The 16,729-nt window shown below is 64.9% G+C and carries 12 protein-coding genes, 1 pseudogene and 1 other annotated feature; of the genes and pseudogenes, 2 read left to right on the top strand and 11 right to left on the bottom strand.

The window, feature by feature from the left end; all coding sequences use genetic code 11:
* Nucleotides 1-175: 175 nt before the first annotated feature.
* Together AB4112_RS24770 and AB4112_RS24765 are read right to left on the bottom strand one after the other, a co-directional pair.
* Nucleotides 176-661, bottom strand: a pseudogene (locus AB4112_RS24770) (IS630 family transposase); the annotation flags it as partial.
* Nucleotides 662-711: 50 nt separating this feature from the next.
* Complete coding sequence (locus tag AB4112_RS24765) at nt 712-999, bottom strand: ribbon-helix-helix domain-containing protein (RefSeq protein WP_309792195.1); 288 nt, start codon at nt 997-999, stop codon at nt 712-714.
* A gap of 728 nt (nt 1,000-1,727) precedes the next feature.
* On the opposite strand from AB4112_RS24765, the gene AB4112_RS24760 reads away from it, so the two are divergent.
* Both AB4112_RS24760 and AB4112_RS24755 read left to right on the top strand, forming a co-directional pair.
* The gene (locus AB4112_RS24760) at nt 1,728-3,128 is read left to right on the top strand and encodes a PleD family two-component system response regulator (protein WP_309792194.1); all 1,401 of its coding nucleotides are present in this window, start codon (nt 1,728-1,730) and stop codon (nt 3,126-3,128) included.
* A gap of 805 nt (nt 3,129-3,933) precedes the next feature.
* Nucleotides 3,934-5,130 carry a fatty acid desaturase gene (locus tag AB4112_RS24755; protein ID WP_309792193.1) on the top strand — a complete coding sequence of 399 codons (1,197 nt, stop codon included), beginning with the start codon at nt 3,934-3,936 and terminating at the stop codon, nt 5,128-5,130.
* A 9-nt stretch (nt 5,131-5,139) separates the two neighbouring features.
* On the opposite strand, the gene AB4112_RS24750 is transcribed toward AB4112_RS24755, so the two are convergent.
* The 9 genes from AB4112_RS24750 to AB4112_RS24710 form a co-directional block, all read right to left on the bottom strand.
* A complete protein-coding gene (locus tag AB4112_RS24750; protein WP_309792192.1) occupies nt 5,140-6,525 on the bottom strand; it encodes a sensor histidine kinase in 1,386 nt (461 codons plus the stop codon).
* The gene (locus AB4112_RS24745; protein ID WP_309792191.1) at nt 6,522-7,718 is read right to left on the bottom strand and encodes an FIST signal transduction protein; all 1,197 of its coding nucleotides are present in this window, start codon (nt 7,716-7,718) and stop codon (nt 6,522-6,524) included. Before AB4112_RS24745 ends, AB4112_RS24750 begins: the two co-directional genes overlap by 4 nt.
* A gap of 520 nt (nt 7,719-8,238) precedes the next feature.
* Nucleotides 8,239-8,601 (bottom strand): hypothetical protein, encoded by a 363-nt coding sequence (locus AB4112_RS24740; protein ID WP_441723566.1) that lies wholly within the window; start codon nt 8,599-8,601, stop codon nt 8,239-8,241.
* Between the two features lie 151 nt (nt 8,602-8,752).
* Nucleotides 8,753-9,958 (bottom strand): class I SAM-dependent methyltransferase, encoded by a 1,206-nt coding sequence (locus tag AB4112_RS24735; RefSeq protein ID WP_441723564.1) that lies wholly within the window; start codon nt 9,956-9,958, stop codon nt 8,753-8,755.
* Between the two features lie 303 nt (nt 9,959-10,261).
* Nucleotides 10,262-10,317: a sequence feature (sul1 is cis-regulatory element that is thought to sense ions involved in sulfur or methionine metabolism; They are found in Alphaproteobacteria), on the bottom strand.
* Between the two features lie 594 nt (nt 10,318-10,911).
* Entirely contained in the window at nt 10,912-11,889 is a 978-nt protein-coding gene (locus AB4112_RS24730) for a DSD1 family PLP-dependent enzyme (RefSeq protein ID WP_441723599.1), read from the bottom strand.
* A gap of 84 nt (nt 11,890-11,973) precedes the next feature.
* A complete protein-coding gene (locus tag AB4112_RS24725; protein WP_441723562.1) occupies nt 11,974-13,596 on the bottom strand; it encodes a GMC family oxidoreductase in 1,623 nt (540 codons plus the stop codon).
* Nucleotides 13,593-14,120: a hypothetical protein gene (locus tag AB4112_RS24720; RefSeq protein ID WP_309792186.1), complete on the bottom strand. Its 528-nt coding sequence runs from the start codon at nt 14,118-14,120 to the stop codon at nt 13,593-13,595. Before AB4112_RS24720 ends, AB4112_RS24725 begins: the two co-directional genes overlap by 4 nt.
* Nucleotides 14,117-15,571 (bottom strand): aldehyde dehydrogenase family protein, encoded by a 1,455-nt coding sequence (locus tag AB4112_RS24715; RefSeq protein WP_441723559.1) that lies wholly within the window; start codon nt 15,569-15,571, stop codon nt 14,117-14,119. Before AB4112_RS24715 ends, AB4112_RS24720 begins: the two co-directional genes overlap by 4 nt.
* Complete coding sequence (locus AB4112_RS24710; RefSeq protein WP_441723557.1) at nt 15,571-16,719, bottom strand: amidohydrolase/deacetylase family metallohydrolase; 1,149 nt, start codon at nt 16,717-16,719, stop codon at nt 15,571-15,573. The genes AB4112_RS24715 and AB4112_RS24710 overlap by 1 nt, the downstream gene beginning before the upstream one ends.
* Nucleotides 16,720-16,729 lie beyond the last annotated feature (10 nt).

The raw sequence follows: 16,729 nt of genomic DNA, 5'->3' as shown, positions 1-16,729 counted from the left end.
ATCTCGGCGCTGCCGCGGCACGTCCCTTCGAGCGCCGTGCCAGGCCAGGTCCGGGTCCGCAACTGTCGGAGGCTAGGCTCTCACGCCGGACACGATCCAGCCGCGCCACGTCTCTGGCGGCGATGATGGCGTCCGGATCGGCGCGCCAGGGGAAGGGCTTCGGCGCGTTGTGCTAGGCGATGAAGCGATCGACGGCGGCCTGGAGATCGGCGGGGGATCGGAACACCCCGCGCTTCAGGCACCTCTTGGCGAACTCGGCGAAGAAGCCTTCGACCGCGTTAAGCCAGGAGCCGAGGTCGGGGCGAAGTGGAAGGCCAGCGCGGATGATGTTGGAGCCATTGCCGCGCCGTGGGGTGCTTTTTGAGCGGCATAGTTGTCCATGATGGCATGGACGATCTTACCGGCTCGTACCGCAGCCTCGACGACGTTGAGGAAGAGGATGAACCCCTGATACCGGTCGCGCCGCATGTTACGGCCGATCACGGCGCCATCGAGCATGTTGAGGGCGGCGAACAGCGTTGTCGTGCCGTGGCGGATATGGTCGTTGGTCATGGTCCCGGTGCCCAGGCTCCATCGCCAAGTCCGGCTGAGTGCGGTCGAGCGCCTGGATCCGGCACTTCTCCTCTGCCGACAGCACCAACCGCATGGCGGGAGGATCGACTTAGAACCCGACCCACGGATGCCCTGCAGCGATCCCTCAGGTGGTCGCCTTCAAGCGTAGCCCCTAGGGACTGTCGGGCGGCGCTTGTGGGCCAATGCGAAAAAGTAGGCCTGGATGAACACGCGGACCGCGCTGGACAGACTGCCGTCACTTCGCTGGGAAGCGCGGATCCGCCCGACAAGGGCGTTCACGGAGATGCCCTCTCGCATCACGATCTCCTCCAGCCCGCGCCAGAACTGCTGCTCCAGGCGGATGCTGGTGCGGCTTCCACCAATTGTGACGTTCCGCGTCCGAGGTTCGAGCGGATTCAGTATCTGGAAATTCGCGGATTGGCCCATTATCGTCGCCATTTCAAATGTTGATGGCGATATTCCTCTCGACTAGCAAAATCACTGAAGCTCGGAATTCGGCTGTTGACTTATCCATTTCGCGGATCGGGGTACTCCTTCTGTTGCAAGCGACCGATATCGACCAGCCTTGGAGGTGGTGCATGACCCGATGGATCACCGCCATCCGTCCGCGATCTTTGGAATGGCCGGGCGGACCAGCTTTGATGCGGGACAAACGGTTGTGGACGTCCATCACCGCCGCGACAGCGATCCCGAGCCCAGCCAGACCGAAACCTTCCCAAACCGACAGGCCCTCCAGCGTCAGTAGGTCCCGCGGCGACGCGAGGGGTCGCGACCGGCAGAGCCTGGGCCACGATGCCCCCCATCAGCGGGATGCAGAAGGCGGACTGCGTCTCCCTACCGGCTGTTGGCCTGTATAAACACGCGCGCGACGATCGAGAGATTGATGCGCTTCCGAAAAAATTACCTAGCGCCCAGGCAAATTTCATTTGGCATAACACAATATGCGGACCCGACGCAGACACACCTAACGATCCTGTACGAGACCGACAATTGTACGGCCAGTCACGAGATAGCTGCATCCCTATGTATGATCCCGATCTAGCATGATATTGTTTGTGGGTGTCAGCGAGCCGGGTGACGAACCCGCACCAACCCAGTGTCCGTCGAGCATAAGAGATATAAGTATCGTTTAAGCGTGGAATTGAGTTGAACTCATGACAGCGCAAGTACTAATTGTTGATGACATTGAGGCAAACGCCCACATCTTGAGCGTAATCGCTTCGGATCAGTACTATACCGTCATTACAGCGGACAGCGGCGCCGGCGCGATCGAGCTTGCACAAAGCTGGCATCCTGACGTCATTGTTCTTGACGTGATGATGCCTGAATTGGATGGATATGAGACCTGCCGCCGTCTGAAAGCGGACGAGCGCACCATGCACATTCCAGTCGTCATGGTTACCGCGCTCAATGGCAGCGCCGACAAGCTTCGCGGACTCGAATGCGGAGCCGACGATTTCCTCACCCGACCTATCGACACGGAGACATTCCTCGCCAGGATCAAAGGCCTAGTTCGTCTCAAGCAGCTCTTCGATGAATGGCGAACTCGACATGAGACGACTCGAGCCCTGGGGCTAGTCTCCGAACCGCTCGGCAGAGTCGAGGTGAGCGGGGCCAGCGCCCTGATCGTCGATGACTGGGATCTCGGCGCCGCGAGCGTGGAAAGCGCCCTAGCCGAGGACGGGATCCTGGCTGTGCGGGCCTCCAGCGAGGAGGAGGCCATTGCCATCAGTGCGGTCCAGGAGTTGAGCCTGATCGTCATCAATCTCTCGATGCCGAATGTCGAGCCGCTCCGCCTGGCGTCGCGATTGCGGGCCAATGTGGCCAGCCGCGACATTCCCCTGCTCCTGATCGCCGAGGTCGATCATCGGGACCTGGTCCTGCGGGGTTTCGATCTCGGCGTGAACGACTGGATCTCCCGGCCATTCAACCCGAACGAGTTCCGCGTTCGGGCGCGCAACCAGATCCGGCGCAAGCTCTATCAGGAACGGTTGCGCAGCGCGCTTGACGGGGCACTGAAGATGGCACTGACCGACCCGTTAACCGGTCTCTATAATCGACGCTACTTCATCCGTCACATGGAAGGAGTTCTGGGGGGAAAGCAACCGACGAATGTCGCCTTGCTCATGATCGACGTCGACAGCTTCAAGATCGTCAACGACCGGTTCGGCCATCAAGCAGGCGACACCGCGCTAGAGCTGCTGGGAGAAAGGCTGCGCCTTGAGGTTCGGCCGGCCGATCTCGTTGCCCGCCTAGGTGGCGAGGAGTTCGCTGTGGTCATGATCGGAGCCGGATTCGACGAGGTCGCCGCCACCGCGGAGCGGGTGCGACGCAACCTCGCAGAGCGGGAATTCAATCCCACCGGAGAGAGTGTCGTTCCGTTGACCGTTAGCATTGGGGGGGCAGTGGCTTTGGCCAGTGATCTCAGCCTGGACGCATTGATGCGGGTTGCCGACCGGGCGCTGTACCTCGCCAAGGCGCGCGGCCGCAATCGCGTTGAAATCACGGATTTGGCAAGCAACGACCTCCAGACGACCTTGAGGGGGCTCAAGTAACTTCGATTAGCTCCGGTCAAGTCCCGCTGCTTCGAGGCGTTATCGGGAACCAGCGGCCAATATCTGGTCAACGCCGCTGGCGATAGTGACCCAAAGCTGCTGACGGTGCGGCAGTGGCTTGCGTCGATGGTCCACCTTGAGAAATCAGGATACAACGCGGCAGAGAGACCTCGCCGGCGCCGAGGCTATGGATTGCGTCGCGGGCTGGATCAGCAGCAACGGCCCCCGCACGATTGGCGGCCAGACGAACCTGCCCGTCTCCAGCTCTTGGCGAACAGGCACAGTTCGGTGAACAGCCGGTTTGCATTCACCCGGCGCCGGCGCGCCACCTCCGAAGCCCACGCGCCAGGAGCACGCGCCCCCTCCAGGAGCAACCGCTTCTCTTCTCGGACCCAACGCCGACGCGCCGATCCCGTCGACTTCACCTTCTTCCCTTCGGGTATCCACCCAATTGGTGGATACCCGAAGGGAAGCCTGACCCTTGCCGACAACAGGCCGCCAGATCACGCGTAGGGTCAGCCGAAGGGGTGACCGGTACACCCGCGTCATAGGCGCCGAGGCAGGGTCGGCGGGAGGATCGTTGACCGTTTGATAACCGTCACTCCGGCGATCGATGGCCGATCAATCCAAAGAATACGTCACATCCTGCACGGGAAGTCCCATTTATACCGGGACGCACTGTGGCCTTCGCAATCCCATGAGTATAAGGCTACTTTTTAGGCAATTTTGATCCTTTGAACCGACCTACGATCCTTCTAAAGCTGATGATAAATCACTGCCACGGCGATGCGGAGGGGAGCGTTCCATGTCTGGCCTTGCTGCCGAAATCGACGATACTGGTGCGCGGGAAGCCTCGGTCACCGTGCGACGCGATCCTCGCCAGGAGATGGCAGCGCGATTGCCCGCCGTCATCCAGCCTTTCCTGTCATGGCTGACCGCCAGGCCGGCGCCGGACGAGAAGGAGATCGTGCGTTCCCCGACACACTTCGTGCATCAGGGCTGTCTTTTGATCGTGGCGGGGCTCACGGCCGGCGTGCTCGCGACCTTGGCTCCGACGATCCAGGCCGACCTTCTCCTGTTCGTCTCTCTGACGCTCACCACTTCCGGCCTCGGGATTTTCCAGGTTGTGGTGTTCCACCACTGCGGCCATGGCACCGTGTTTCGCACCTGGGAGCGCAACCGGCTGGTTGGACGGCTGGTCTCGGCCCTCTTCCTGTTCAAGCATTTCGATCACTATCGAAAGGAGCACATGTATCACCACAGCGCCCGCAAGCTGCTGACGGAGGAGGATGAGTTCGCCGACTTCGTCCTCGGGATGTGCCGTCTCGAGCCGGAGCTCTCGAAACGCGAGCTGTGGCGGCGTGTGCTGGTCAATGTTGTCTTTTCGCCCGGATTCCATCTCCGATTCCTGCTCCGCCGAATGGGCGCCGCAATGCGTTCACACGACCGGGAACACAATGCGGTGGCCGTGGCTGCCCTGGTGCTGCCAGCGGCGGTTTCGGCTATCGCCGGCCATTTTCTCGCCTATCTCCTCATCTGGTTCCTGCCGCTGACCGTCCTCCTGCAATGGGCGACGATCGGGCGGATTCTGTGCGAGCACCGCTTTCCCGCACCGGAGTTGATCGTTGCCCGGGACAAGGAGTTCATTTGTCTGGCGACCGCGGGCGTATTCCCTGGCGTCGTCCCGCCGAGAGAGCAGGCGTGGTCGCCATCGGGCTTCGCCGCCTGGAGCCTGTGGTGGCTGAACATGCTCACGGTCCAGTTGCTGGTCCGCATCATCGTTTTGGTCGGGGACGCGCCCTGCCACGACTTCCATCATCGCCGCCCGTCGACCAAGCTCTGGACTGACTACATCCATGCTCGGCAGAAGGACGTCGACGCCGGGTGCCCGGGCTTTCCGTTGAACTACGGCGAGACCTGGGGCCTGTTCCGCGCCATCGACGAGAACCTCGCGACCTTAACTGCGACCCCCAGGGGCGCCATACCGACATGGCCACGCTGACAGTCCGGTTCAGCGCTTTGCCGTCGGTCTCCCCGCTCGCCCCGGGCTTCCCAGCGAAGCTGGAAAGACGATGCGGACGGTCGTTCCCCGGCCGGGCTCGCTCTCGATCATGACGGCACCGCCATGGGCCTCGACAAGGCCCTTTGTGATCGGCAGGCCCAATCCAGTGCCCGCGATCTTGCGGGTCAGAGCGTTATCGAGCTGACGAAACGGCTCCATCGCGATCGCGATGTCCTCGGATCGCATGCCGATCCCGGTGTCACTGACCGAGATTTGGATCGAGCTTTCCGCTCCGAACTCGATATCGACAGCGATCTGGCCGTCCGGCGGCGTGAACTTGATCGCGTTGCCGATCAGGTTGTCGAGGATCTGGCGGAAGCGGACCGAGTCGACGAGAAGCCCGAAGGCGGGATCGATGGGCGACACCGACAGAGTAATGCCTCGTTCCTCCGCCATCCCTTGTGCCGCCCGGATGGCGCCTCCCACGGCATGTTCCAGGCGGATCCACTCGGGCTGGATGGCCAGATGTCCCCGGGCGATGCTCGAATAGTCCAGAATATCGTTGATGAGGCGGAGAAGGTGACGCCCCGAGCTGGCAATTTCGGCCGCATATGTGCCGGACCGTTCCTCAGTCAGGGCGGAGGATCGCTTCGAGGACATAATGTCGGCTAGGCCGATGATGGCGTTCAGTGGAGTCCGCAATTCATGGCTGAGCGTCGCGAGAAAGGCGGCCTTCGCCTCGTCGGCCTGCTCTGCCGCATGCATCGCCCGCCGCAGTTCCTGCTCCGCCTGCTTGCGCGCCAGCACGTCGATAAAGACCGAGAGGCCGCCCTCGATGAGCTCCTGGTCGCCGGCCTCGAAAGCGCGGCTCACATTCGCCTCGGACCGGTTGCCGATCATGAGGGCATGGCCGGTCGTCCGGTCATACGCCCAGAGCACATAGGGCAGTTGCAGGATGCCGGTGAGCTCATATGCCGGTGGCTCGATGCGACTCTGGGCGGTGGTGAAGAAAAACTCAGGCACGCTCGGAAGCGTGATCGGCGATGCTGCCTTCTCGCGCAACCCGATCGCATGTGTCACGCGGAAGACGCGGCTCCCAGGAACCTCCTCGACTAGAAGAGCTGCGCGATCGCACATCGAGTTGTCGATGACGATCTCCAAGATCCGGTCACCGAGATCCTCCGCTCCGATCACGGTGTCGGCAAGACGGTGGGCCTCGCGGATCAGCTTGGCCAACGTTCGGCTACGCCTCGCCTCGCGAAAGGCTTGGCTCTGCTCTTCCTGCAATCGCAGCAGGCGGGCGCCGAGATCGTTGCATTCCCGCTGATAGTAGGCGAGCTCGCGCTCCAATTGACCGGGCGAAACGCCGACGGCTCCCCGCGAACCGGTGATCATCGGGCGGACAGCACAGTCAACAGACCCGTCCAGTCGAGAGGACGGCTGTAGCCGTTGAAGGGTGCGATCTCGACGCCTGAGTAGAATCCAAGGAACGGGATCGTCGGGCTGAGGCCGTCTGCCACCAGCCGTGCCTCTTCGACCGCGGCGCCGCTGCGAGCACTGGCGCGGCCGGCACAATCGATATAAATCGCCAGAAGTGGCTGTCCGCCGCTTTGTGCGTGGTTGATCTTGCTGATCCCGCTCCGGACACTGTCGAGCATGAGCGCGTTGTCTCGGGACATGATCTGAACTCGCGTGCCGAGATGGAAGTCCTTCTCGAACAAGGTGATCGAGCCTGTGGTCCGATTGGCCCGCAGGATCAGGCGATTGACATAGCTGTTTTCGTCGTAGGGAGCGTAGGGGTCGCCTTGCTTCTCGCCCAGCGTTGCGATCAACGACAGGTCCTGCGACGACGTGTTACCGAGGGTGACGCCCAGCATCTGTTCGATCACGCCCAATGCGGAGCGGCCGTCGAGTTCGAAGACCTCTGCCCCTTCGATGCGCGTGATCTCCATGAAAGTGCTCACCGGTCGACAGCCATGCAGGATGACGGTTTCGTCCTTCAGTTCCGGCGGGAAGACGAGGGCGACGGCGGCATGCTTGGCAACGCTCCTGCCGTCGAGCACCCAGGCGTCAGACAGATTCATGTCGGTCAAAGTTCCGCCGCCGATCAGGCGAATCCGATGTCCCGCGAGCCCCGATTGTATGCCCGCGACGAGATCGCTCGCCGGATGAAGACGGAGCGGTGACTGGTTGGCGACGCTGTCGTAGAATAGCAGGGTGACTGCGTCCTCCGCCGCTCTCTCCCTGAGCTGCTGCCCAAGCGCAAGGCCCGCGGCATACTCGCCCTGCAGCAAATCCCGGTTGACCACGACTTCGGGCAGGAATTCGCCCTCGCCGAAGGCGATGAGCCCCACCTCCAACCCGCTATAGCCGAGGCCGTCCCGCCAGATGACGCCGGCAGCCGAACCGCCCACGATCGGCACATCTTCGCCGAAAGCGGCCCGAAGTGCCTTCACGATCTCGGTGCCGTCGTGCTTGCCGCCACAGAAGACCAGGAGGAGGTGGGGGACCATATCGCCCACCGCCGCGCGACACTGCTCAATCGCTGCCGTGGCCGAGACGCTTCTTCCATGACCAATCGCGACCATCGAGTCCCCCGAGATCATCGGCGCCCGTCACTTGGCGCCAGCAAAATGTCCATTCAACGGCAGGACGATTGCCATCACTCGCCCAAGTGGATGACCAAACCGAATATCTCGGCGACCGGCATGAAAATGCTCGGCGGCATCTCACCGTGATCCGAATGCTGCCTATCCTGGTACGACGTCAGGAAATCCACCTTCTCGGCAGCCCTCCATTCATCCGGGGCGCAAGCGCGTGATCATCCATCTCCTCAAATCCATATCAGCGTCGTCTGCGAGATGCGGTTACAGAAAGCTGCCTGCTGCCGGCGGAGCATACTGGAATATTTCGGAGCAGAGTTGGAGAGCCTGTATCAGAAGTATAATTCAGAAGCGCTGTGGCCGAGAAGCTCCAAATTCTAACACCTGTCGCTCGAGTTGCCGCAATGAGGACGTGCCCCGAGGGCCCACACCTGTGCCCATCTCCGGGCACGTCCCAATGATTACGGTCGATTGCTATCGGGAAATTCTTATCGGCTCGCGACAATCAAGTTCTCGACAGAGGGTTGCCGACACCAACCTGGACCGAGAAACCGAAGATGACCGGGGACATCATGGCCCTGCGCGTGCTGATGAAGAACAGCGCCGAGACCGATCTGCTGCCGAGATGATCGGGTTCGCTGCCCGGCGGCCGATGGGGATTGAGGTGACGGCGAAGACCCGCGCGGCGTTGGACGAGAAGCGCCCGGAGCGGCTGACGCGGCGCGACGGCAACCGCAACTGGGAGAGCCAGTGCGGTTGGAATCGGTAGGGATTTCGTCGCCGCGCTGACGATCAGCAGCTCGCCGTCCAGATCGAGCCGGCCGTGCCGATCGAGTGCCGGCAGCAGCACCGGGATCAACGGCTTCAAGCGCTCGAGCAGAGGCGGCCAGATGCCTCCCACAGCACCAACAGCGCCTCGCGGACCGCACCGCAGTAGCAGACGCTCACCGCTCGGATGGCGGCTTCGTCGGCGTCAGAGAGCACTCAGAACGCCGCTGCACCAGGCGGCTATTTGACCATCATGCTGTAGCCGGCGGCGGCAGGTATCCCGACACGGGAATCAGCTGCACGGCGATATTCAGGTCGCGCAGGGCTCGACGCACCTCTGTTTCGTATTCCGGGTTCATCAGCAGGATCGCATCGGGCGGACTGTCCTTCAGGGCCGCTGGTGGCACGATCTGATGGCCAGTACCGGCCGTAAAGGTTCCCGTCTTCAGTGGATTGATGTCAATGACGTGCTGGACGACATGCTGACCATTCCGATCCAGCAGGTTCAGGAAGGTGATCCCTTTCGACCCACCTCCCCAGAGCGCCAGGCGCTTTCCTTGTCGCCGGGCGAGGTCCATCCACTCACGCCAGGCCGTGACGGTCGCAGTGTAGCGGGCGCCAAACGTGTGAAAATTCTCAGCCACCGCGGGCGAAGACGCAGGATGGCGCGCATCGTGTGGCCCACAGATCGCCTCCGCGATCAGCAAATACCCCCCGAACGCGGGCTCGATCCGTTCGATACCCAAACCTGCCAGCCTCAACATATTGGCGAGCGACGAGGGGGTGAAATAGGACAGCTCCTCATAGAGGAACTCCCAGATACCGAGTTGATCCAGCATGAAGCCGCCGTTCGGAACCTCGATGAATAAAACCTGGGCCGGGCATGAAGCGTAGGCCTTGCGGATGGCACGGAGCAGATCCACGGGGCGGGGCAGGTGCTCCAGCACGTGACGAGTGCAGACGGCATCGGCATGCGGCGCCAGAGCCGGGTCGAAGACAGAGCTGATGAATCTCATCATGGCCCCGTCAACGGAGACGGTTTCACTGGGGCGGCTGGGTTCGAAGCCAATCCCGGTGCGGATCCCCCGCTGGCATAGTATGTGCCGGAACTCGCCCCGGCCACAGCCGATCTCCACGACCGTACGGCCTTTCAGATCATAGGCGGCGAAGAGCCGCTCGATGATGGCGTCTGTGAATTGCCGATAGCGTGGCGACGCCATCAACGAATTTTCGTAGTTCGCCTCATATGTGATCCGAGCCGGATCGAAAACCGCGTTGAAGACGTGTCCGCATCCGCGGCATCCGACCAGATCGATGTCTGCTCTGGCGACCTTCCTGGCCTCACTGGCGCTACGCCAAAGCTGGGTGCAGATGACAGGCACGGAGATGAGCTGAATCAGTCCGACAACATCCGCTCCACCACAGACGATGCAGAACAATTGGCTACGGCTTGGCATTTCTCCTCCACTGCTTTGAGGGAGCAAATATCTGAATAGACTGCGGCAAGGCCGAGCCCGGCAGTGGGATCGCAAGAAATCAGGAGAGTGGTCACAATATCCTGAAGACGGATACTCTGATCTCTATCTACACTTCCGGATCTTGTTCTGATATAGCGTCATCGACGCCGGTTGCGAAGCAACCCAATCGCAGAAGCGAGCACTCTCGCTGGGCCGCATCAGATGCATCCGGTGAACGGGTTCATTCTCATCGCGCCCTCGATCGAGAGCACAATCGATCTGACCGTCGCCACTGCGTCTTAGCGTTGTCCGGCGGATCAGCGGCCGGAATAGCCACCCGGAATCTCACCGGGTCCATGCGAATGTTCTTAGAGTAAGCATCTGCGGCGGGTCTGCAATCCCGTCCGCCCCGCCCAGCACCATCAATTTGTATGCTCCACTGCGGCCACTGGCCTATTCAAAGGATGAAAATACAACAATGGGTTTATTGCGTACCACTGATGGCACCGACTTCGGACTTCCGCTTTCCGCCCTTCACGGATGGTTTGCCCACGAGGATCGCGCCAAACGCTACGCCTGACCTCGCACAGGAGCTGCCAGAACGGGACCGATCCGGCGCTCCGGTGCGCATGGGAACGGCTTCTGCCGAGGTGCTGATGTCGCGAGGGAAATAAGCCTTGGCGACCCCTGGTGGATGAAGATGAGAACTACGTCTTCGCCATAGCCCTATGATCCGCCCGCTGGCGATGGTGATCGCCGCTGGGGATTCTCACCGATGCGACAGATTGCTATTCCACGCTGCCGGTGGTTGCTTTTGCAAGCCATGCTCGCGATTTCACCGTCGCTCTCGCAGTTCAAATCGGGGACACGCAACCACCTACGCTCATGTACGCGACGTGCGATCGTGCACGCCATCGTGACGGTGGATTTGACGAGACCGGAAGACATACCGTTCAAGCCATGGTGCCGCGGGCGGCGACGGGCCACAGGCACTCGGCCCTGCCGTTGCGGATGCCGACATACCAGCCGTAGCGGTCGACGGTCGGGTCACAATGGCCCGGCACCAGGCGCAGCCGCTCGCCGAGCTTCGGCCGGGCGGCGCCGGGCTCGAGCACCAGCCGGCCATGTTCGTCCGACGGACCCTCGTAGCGTATGCCGTCGCGGCCCCAGACCAGGCGCATGCCGCTGTCGGTCGGCAGCGCCTTGTGGCCGGCATCGACCACGGCGGCACCGTCGCGCGGCACGCTCATCACCGCCGCCAGCACGAACAGCGCGTGGCGGAAGGGCGGCGGCGGGTCGTTGCGGGCATAGTCCGCATCCATGAAGGCGTAGGAGCCGACCTGCAGCTCGGTGAAGACGCCACTCACCGCCTCCAGCGCGAAGGTGCCGGTGCCGGCACCGCCGACGATCGGGCAGTCAAGGCCGGCCCGGCGCAAGCCCTCCACCGTTCGACCGGCCGCCTGTGCCGCTTCGGCGATGGCGGCGGCGCGCTCCTCCGGCGACCGGCGGTGCTGGGCCCGGCCGTGATACGCCTGCAGCCCGCCGAAGGCGAGGTGCCGGCTGGCGGCGATGCGCCGGGCCAGCGCCACCGCCGCCTCCCCCGGCGCCACGCCGCAGCGGCCGGTGCCGACATCGATCACGACCAGGACGGCGATCCGCGCGATCCGGGTCAGCGCCCCCAGCCGCGCCAGCTTGCGCGGAGACACCACCTTGTTGCTGACCAGGATGTCCGGCACGCCGCCCCAAGCCAGCACCTCGGCCTCCGCCACCTTCTGGGTGCATTGGCCGACCGCGCCGCGCGCCAGCTGCAGATGGGCGCTCACCGGCGATTTGTGGGTCTTGGCGTGCGGCCGCAGCTTCACCCCGGCCTGCGCCGCCAGCCCAGCCATATCGTCGAGATTGGCCTCGAAGGCGTCGAGGTCAAGGATCAGGGCCGGGTGTCGACCTCCTCCTCGCGCATGCCCGGCTCGGCCGGCGGCAGCTGCAGCGTCGATCAGACTCCTTGAGGCTCGGGCCTAGGCCGCCATCGGTCGGGTCGCGCCCTTCAGCTCGCGGAAATTGTCGCGGATATGGGTCGCCGCCCGCAAGGCCAGGGCCGAGATCGTCGGGGTCGGGTTGACCACGCCGCCGGTGGCCAGGACGCTGCCGTCGACGATGAAGAGGTTCGGCACGTCCCAGCTCTGCTGCCATTTGTTGACCACGGAGGTCTCGGGGTCGCTGCCCATGCGGCAGGTGCCGATCATGTGCCAGGCCGGAGTGCGGTAGACGCCGTCCTTGTCGCGGTAGTCCTGCAGCTTGACCTCGAAGGCGCCGGCGGCGCTGCCGATGTCGACCAGCCGGTCGAGCATGTAGTTCATCATCCGCCGGTCGTTCTCACCCGGCGCGTAATGCATGGTCGCGACCGGGATGCCGTCAGCGTCGCGCTTCACCGGGTCGAGGGCGACGCGGTTCTCCGGGTTCGGCAGGTCGTCGCCGATGGCGTAGACGCCGATGCCGTGGCCGAAATGGCGCTCGAACCAGCGGTGGTGGTCGCGGCCCCAGGGCGCCCGGGTCTCGGTGATCCAGCCGGCGGCGACCTCGGCGGCGGCGGAGGTGCTGGTCAGGCAGTTGAAGTTGAAGCCGTTGACGAAGCCGCGGCTGACATCGGTCTCGGCGAATTGCCGGCTGATCAGCGAGGCGACATAGCCCATATGGCCGTCGATCGGCTCGTCGACCCAGATCTCGGCACCCACCAGCGTGTGGTGCAGCAGGTTGCGGCCGACCTGGTCCGACTGGTTGGCGAGGTTGTCCGACGCCAGCAGCAGCCGCGGCGTGCCGACGCCGTTGGCGGCGACGACCACGATCTCGGCCGGCTGGAACTCGGTGCGGCCGGTCTCGCGGTCGATGTAGACCGCGCCGGTGGCCCGCCCGTCCCTGCCCTTCTCGATCCGCAGCACCCGGGCGTGGATGCGCAGCTCGGTCCCGGCCGACAGGGCCTTGGGCCAGATCGACAGCGAATACTTGCTCATCGACCCGCGCGGGCAGCCGTTGCAGATGCCGCAGCCATTGCAGCCCGGCCGGCCATCATAGTCCTCGGAGATCACCCCGGCCTCGGCCGGCCACCAGTGCCAGCCGAGATGGTCGAAGGCCTGGGACAGGCGGTGCGCCGCCTTGGTGAAGGGCAGTGGCCCGGTCGGGCAGGAATCGCGCGGCGGCATCGCCGGGTCGCCGGCCAGGCCGCTGACGCCGATCATGCGGTCCGCCACCTCGTAGAACGGGGCGATATCCTCATAGGCGATCGGCCAGTTCGGCTGCAGCCCGTGCTCGTCGCCCTTGCGGAAATCGGACGGGCGATAGCGCGGCCAGATCGCGCCGTAGACATTGGTCGACCCGCCGACGCCGTTCCACATCAGCACCTGCGAGCTGTCGGAGACCACCGGATAGTCGTCCGGATGGTGGCGGCGGTTGACGTCGGCGTTCCACCGGGTCTTTCGCTGCCATGACCAGTCGGAGCTGTAATGCGGATGGTCGCCGGCCTCGACCCAGGAGCCCTGTTCGAGGCAGACCACGCTCAGCCCGGCCTGGGCCAGCACCACGGCGGCGAGCGAGCCGGTGGCGCCGGCGCCGATGATCAGGACGTCGCAGGATGGCTTGGTCATCGCTTCAGGCCCCAGGCTTGCGTGCGGTCGTTGTCGAGATCGAGGGTGGAAATGTCGACCGGGCGCACGTCCCCGGTCGCCTGCCAGCGGCCGCGGCCATGCTTCGGCGCGTCGCGTGCCGGGTCGAAACGCTGCAGCGGATAGCCCTTCACATGCGGCCGCAGCCGGTACGGATGGCCCTGGGCGTTGATCACCGCGACCACATAGGGGCTTTCGTAATAGGCGAAGTAGGCGGCGTCGCGGACCCAGCCGAACAGCTCCGGCTCCGCCGCCTCCAAGGCCCGGGCGATAGCGATGCGCCGCTCCTCCGGATGATCGGCGAACGGGCCGCCCGCCTTCAGGATCGCCTGGGCCAGCCGGGTCAGGTCCGGCTCGCCGCGCTCCTCGACCAGGCGGATCGCCAGGGTCGACTGGACGCCGACTGTCCCGCCGGAGGGCCAGTCGGCATCGCCCGGCAGCAGTAGCTCGACGAGGTCGGCCAGCAGCCGCGCCGCGACGGCGGATGAAGGTGTGGTTGTGGTCATTTCCCGGTCCGGGTGATCGAGATCATCTTGAGTTCGGTCATCGCCTCGAGCGTATGGCGGCCGCCGAGCCGGCCGATGCCGCTCTTGGTGCCGGAGCCGCCGCCGAAGGGCAGGTGCAGCTCCCAATAGGTGCTGCCGGCGTTGACGTTGACGATACCGGCCGGGATCGCCTCGCCGAAGCGCAGCGCCCGGTCCAGGTCGGCGGTGAACAGGCCGACGCTGAGCCCGTGTTCGGTGTCCAGCGCCAGGTCCAGCGCCTCGGCATCGTCGTCGAAGGCCAGCACCGGCACCACCGGGCCGAACGTCTCCTCCCGGTTGATCCGCATGTCACGGGTGACCCCGGTGATCACGGTCGGCTCGAAGAACAGGTCGCTGCCCAGGTCCGGACGCGGCTTGCCGCCGGCCAGCACCGTGGCGCCGCGGGCGACGGCGTCGTCGACATGCTCGCGCACCTTGGCCGCGACCTTGGGGTTGTTCAGCGGCCCCATGGTCGTGCCCTGCTGCAGTGGGTCGCCGAGCTTGTGCGACCGGGCGATCTCGACCAGCCGCTGCGCCAGCGGCTCGACGATGCTGCGATGGGCCAGGACCCGGCCGGTGGCGGCGCAGACCTGGCCGGCGTTGAAGAAGGCGCCGCCGGCGGCGGCCACGGCAGCACGGTCGAGATCGGCGTCCGCGAACACCAGCACCGGCCCGTTGCCGCCCAGCTCCAGCAGCATCGGCTTGCCGGCGCCGCGCTCAGCGATGCGCTGACCGGTGGCCGGGCTGCCGGTGAAGCCGATGCCGTTGGTATCAGGGTGGGCGACGATCTCGTCGCCGACCACCGCCCCCTCCCCGATCACCAGGTTGACCACGCCGGGCGGCAGCCCCGCCTCCTCGATCACCCGCATCAGCTCGACCGCGGCCATCGATGTGGTCGGCGCCGGCACCCAGACGATGGTGTTGCCGGTGGCGATGCCGGGGGCGAGGTATTCGACCGGGATGTTGACCGGGAAGTTCCAGGGCGTAATCACGGCGTAGACGCCGCGCGGCTGGCGCAGGGTCAGCACCAGCTTGCCCGGGTCCTCCGCCGGCAGCGTCTCGCCGCCCAGCTGCTTGACCAGTTCGGCCGCCAGCCGGAACCCGTCCGCCGCCTTGCCGACCTCGCCATGGGCCTCCTTGAACGGCTTGCCCTGCTCCAGGCTCAGGGTGCGGGCGATGCGGTCGCGGGCGGCGTCGATCTGGGCGGCGATGGCGAGGCAGGCCTTGGCCCGCTGCCACACCGGCGTCGCGGCCCAGCCGGGCTGCGCCGCCCGCGCGGCGGCGATGGCACGCCGCGCCGTCTCGCGGCTGCTGCGCGGCAGCCGGCCGATCGGCTCGCCGGTGGCCGGGTTGGTCGCCGGCATCCATTCCGGCTCCGCCTCCCAGCGCCCGCCGATGTGGTTGGCGAAGGTCTCGATGTCGTCGCGCTGCATCACTTCGTTCCTTCCGCCGGGTGCCACCAGCGCCCGTTGACCACCACGCCCTCGGCGAAGATCCGCCGGTCGGCGGTCACGATTTCACCGCGCACGTCCTCCAGCGGGAAGGCGCCGTCCTTGAGCGACAGGATGCTGGCGTCGCCGACACTGCCCGGCCGCAGTGTGCCCAGCTCCGGCCGGTTCAGCGCCTTGGCGGCATTCACCGTCGAGGCGGCGATGACCTCGTCGAGCGGCATGCCCAGCTCCAGGAACTTCGACAGCGTCGTCACCTGGTCATAGGCGGGGCCGTTGATGCACAGCGCATGGACGTCGGAGGAGATGGTGTCTGGCTTGAAGCCCTGGGCCAGCATCGCCCGGCCGGTCTTCCAGGAGAACGACCCCTTGCCGTGGCCGATGTCGAACAGCACGCCGCGCTGCCGCGCCGCCAGCACCTCGGGCTTGATCTTGCCGTCGCGGGTGACCGGAGCGTTCGGAAAGGGCCGGAAGCAATGGGTCAGCACGTCGCCCGGCCGCAGCCGGTCCACCACCGCCTCATAGGAGGGCGGCGGCTCGTCGATATGGACCATCAGCGGCAGCCCGGTCTCGTCCGCCACCTGCAGGGCGACGTCGAGCGGGGCGATGCCGGCCGGGCCGCTGGCGATGCGGCCGATCCGCACCTTGATGCCGATGATGACGTCGCGGTTGGCGTCGGCGACCTCCACGGCATCCCGCGCGGCCATCAGCCGGATGTCATGGCTTTCCCCGACCATCACCCGCTCGGAGAAGGCGAAGATCCCGGCGAAGGAGACGTGCAGATAGACCAGGATGCGGATCTGGCTGGGGTCGATCACATGCTTGCGGAAACCCGGGAAGTTGCCGGGCCCGGCGCTGCCGGTGTCGACGCAGGTGGTGACCGCGCTCTGCCGCGCGAAGTCCTCGGCATCGATGCCGAGCGAGGTGCCGCCCCAATAGACATGGGTGTGCAGGTCGATCAGCCCCGGCGTCACGATCAGGCCGGAGAGGTCGCGGACGGCGCCGCCGCCGGGATCCAGGCCGGCGCCGACCGCCGCCACCTTGCCGCCGGCGAAGGCGACGTCGGCGACGCGGTCGATGCCCTGCGACGGGTCGATCACCCGACCGTTCCGGAGCACGAGATCGAAGGCCATGGGATGCACG

Origin of the sequence: Inquilinus sp. 2KB_23, from assembly GCF_052115705.1 — a bacterium.
In the GTDB taxonomy this organism is placed as follows: Bacteria; Pseudomonadota; Alphaproteobacteria; order DSM-16000; family Inquilinaceae; genus Inquilinus; species Inquilinus ginsengisoli_A.
Note: the sequence above shows the minus strand (reverse complement) of the source record. Positions and strands in the feature narration are given on the sequence as shown.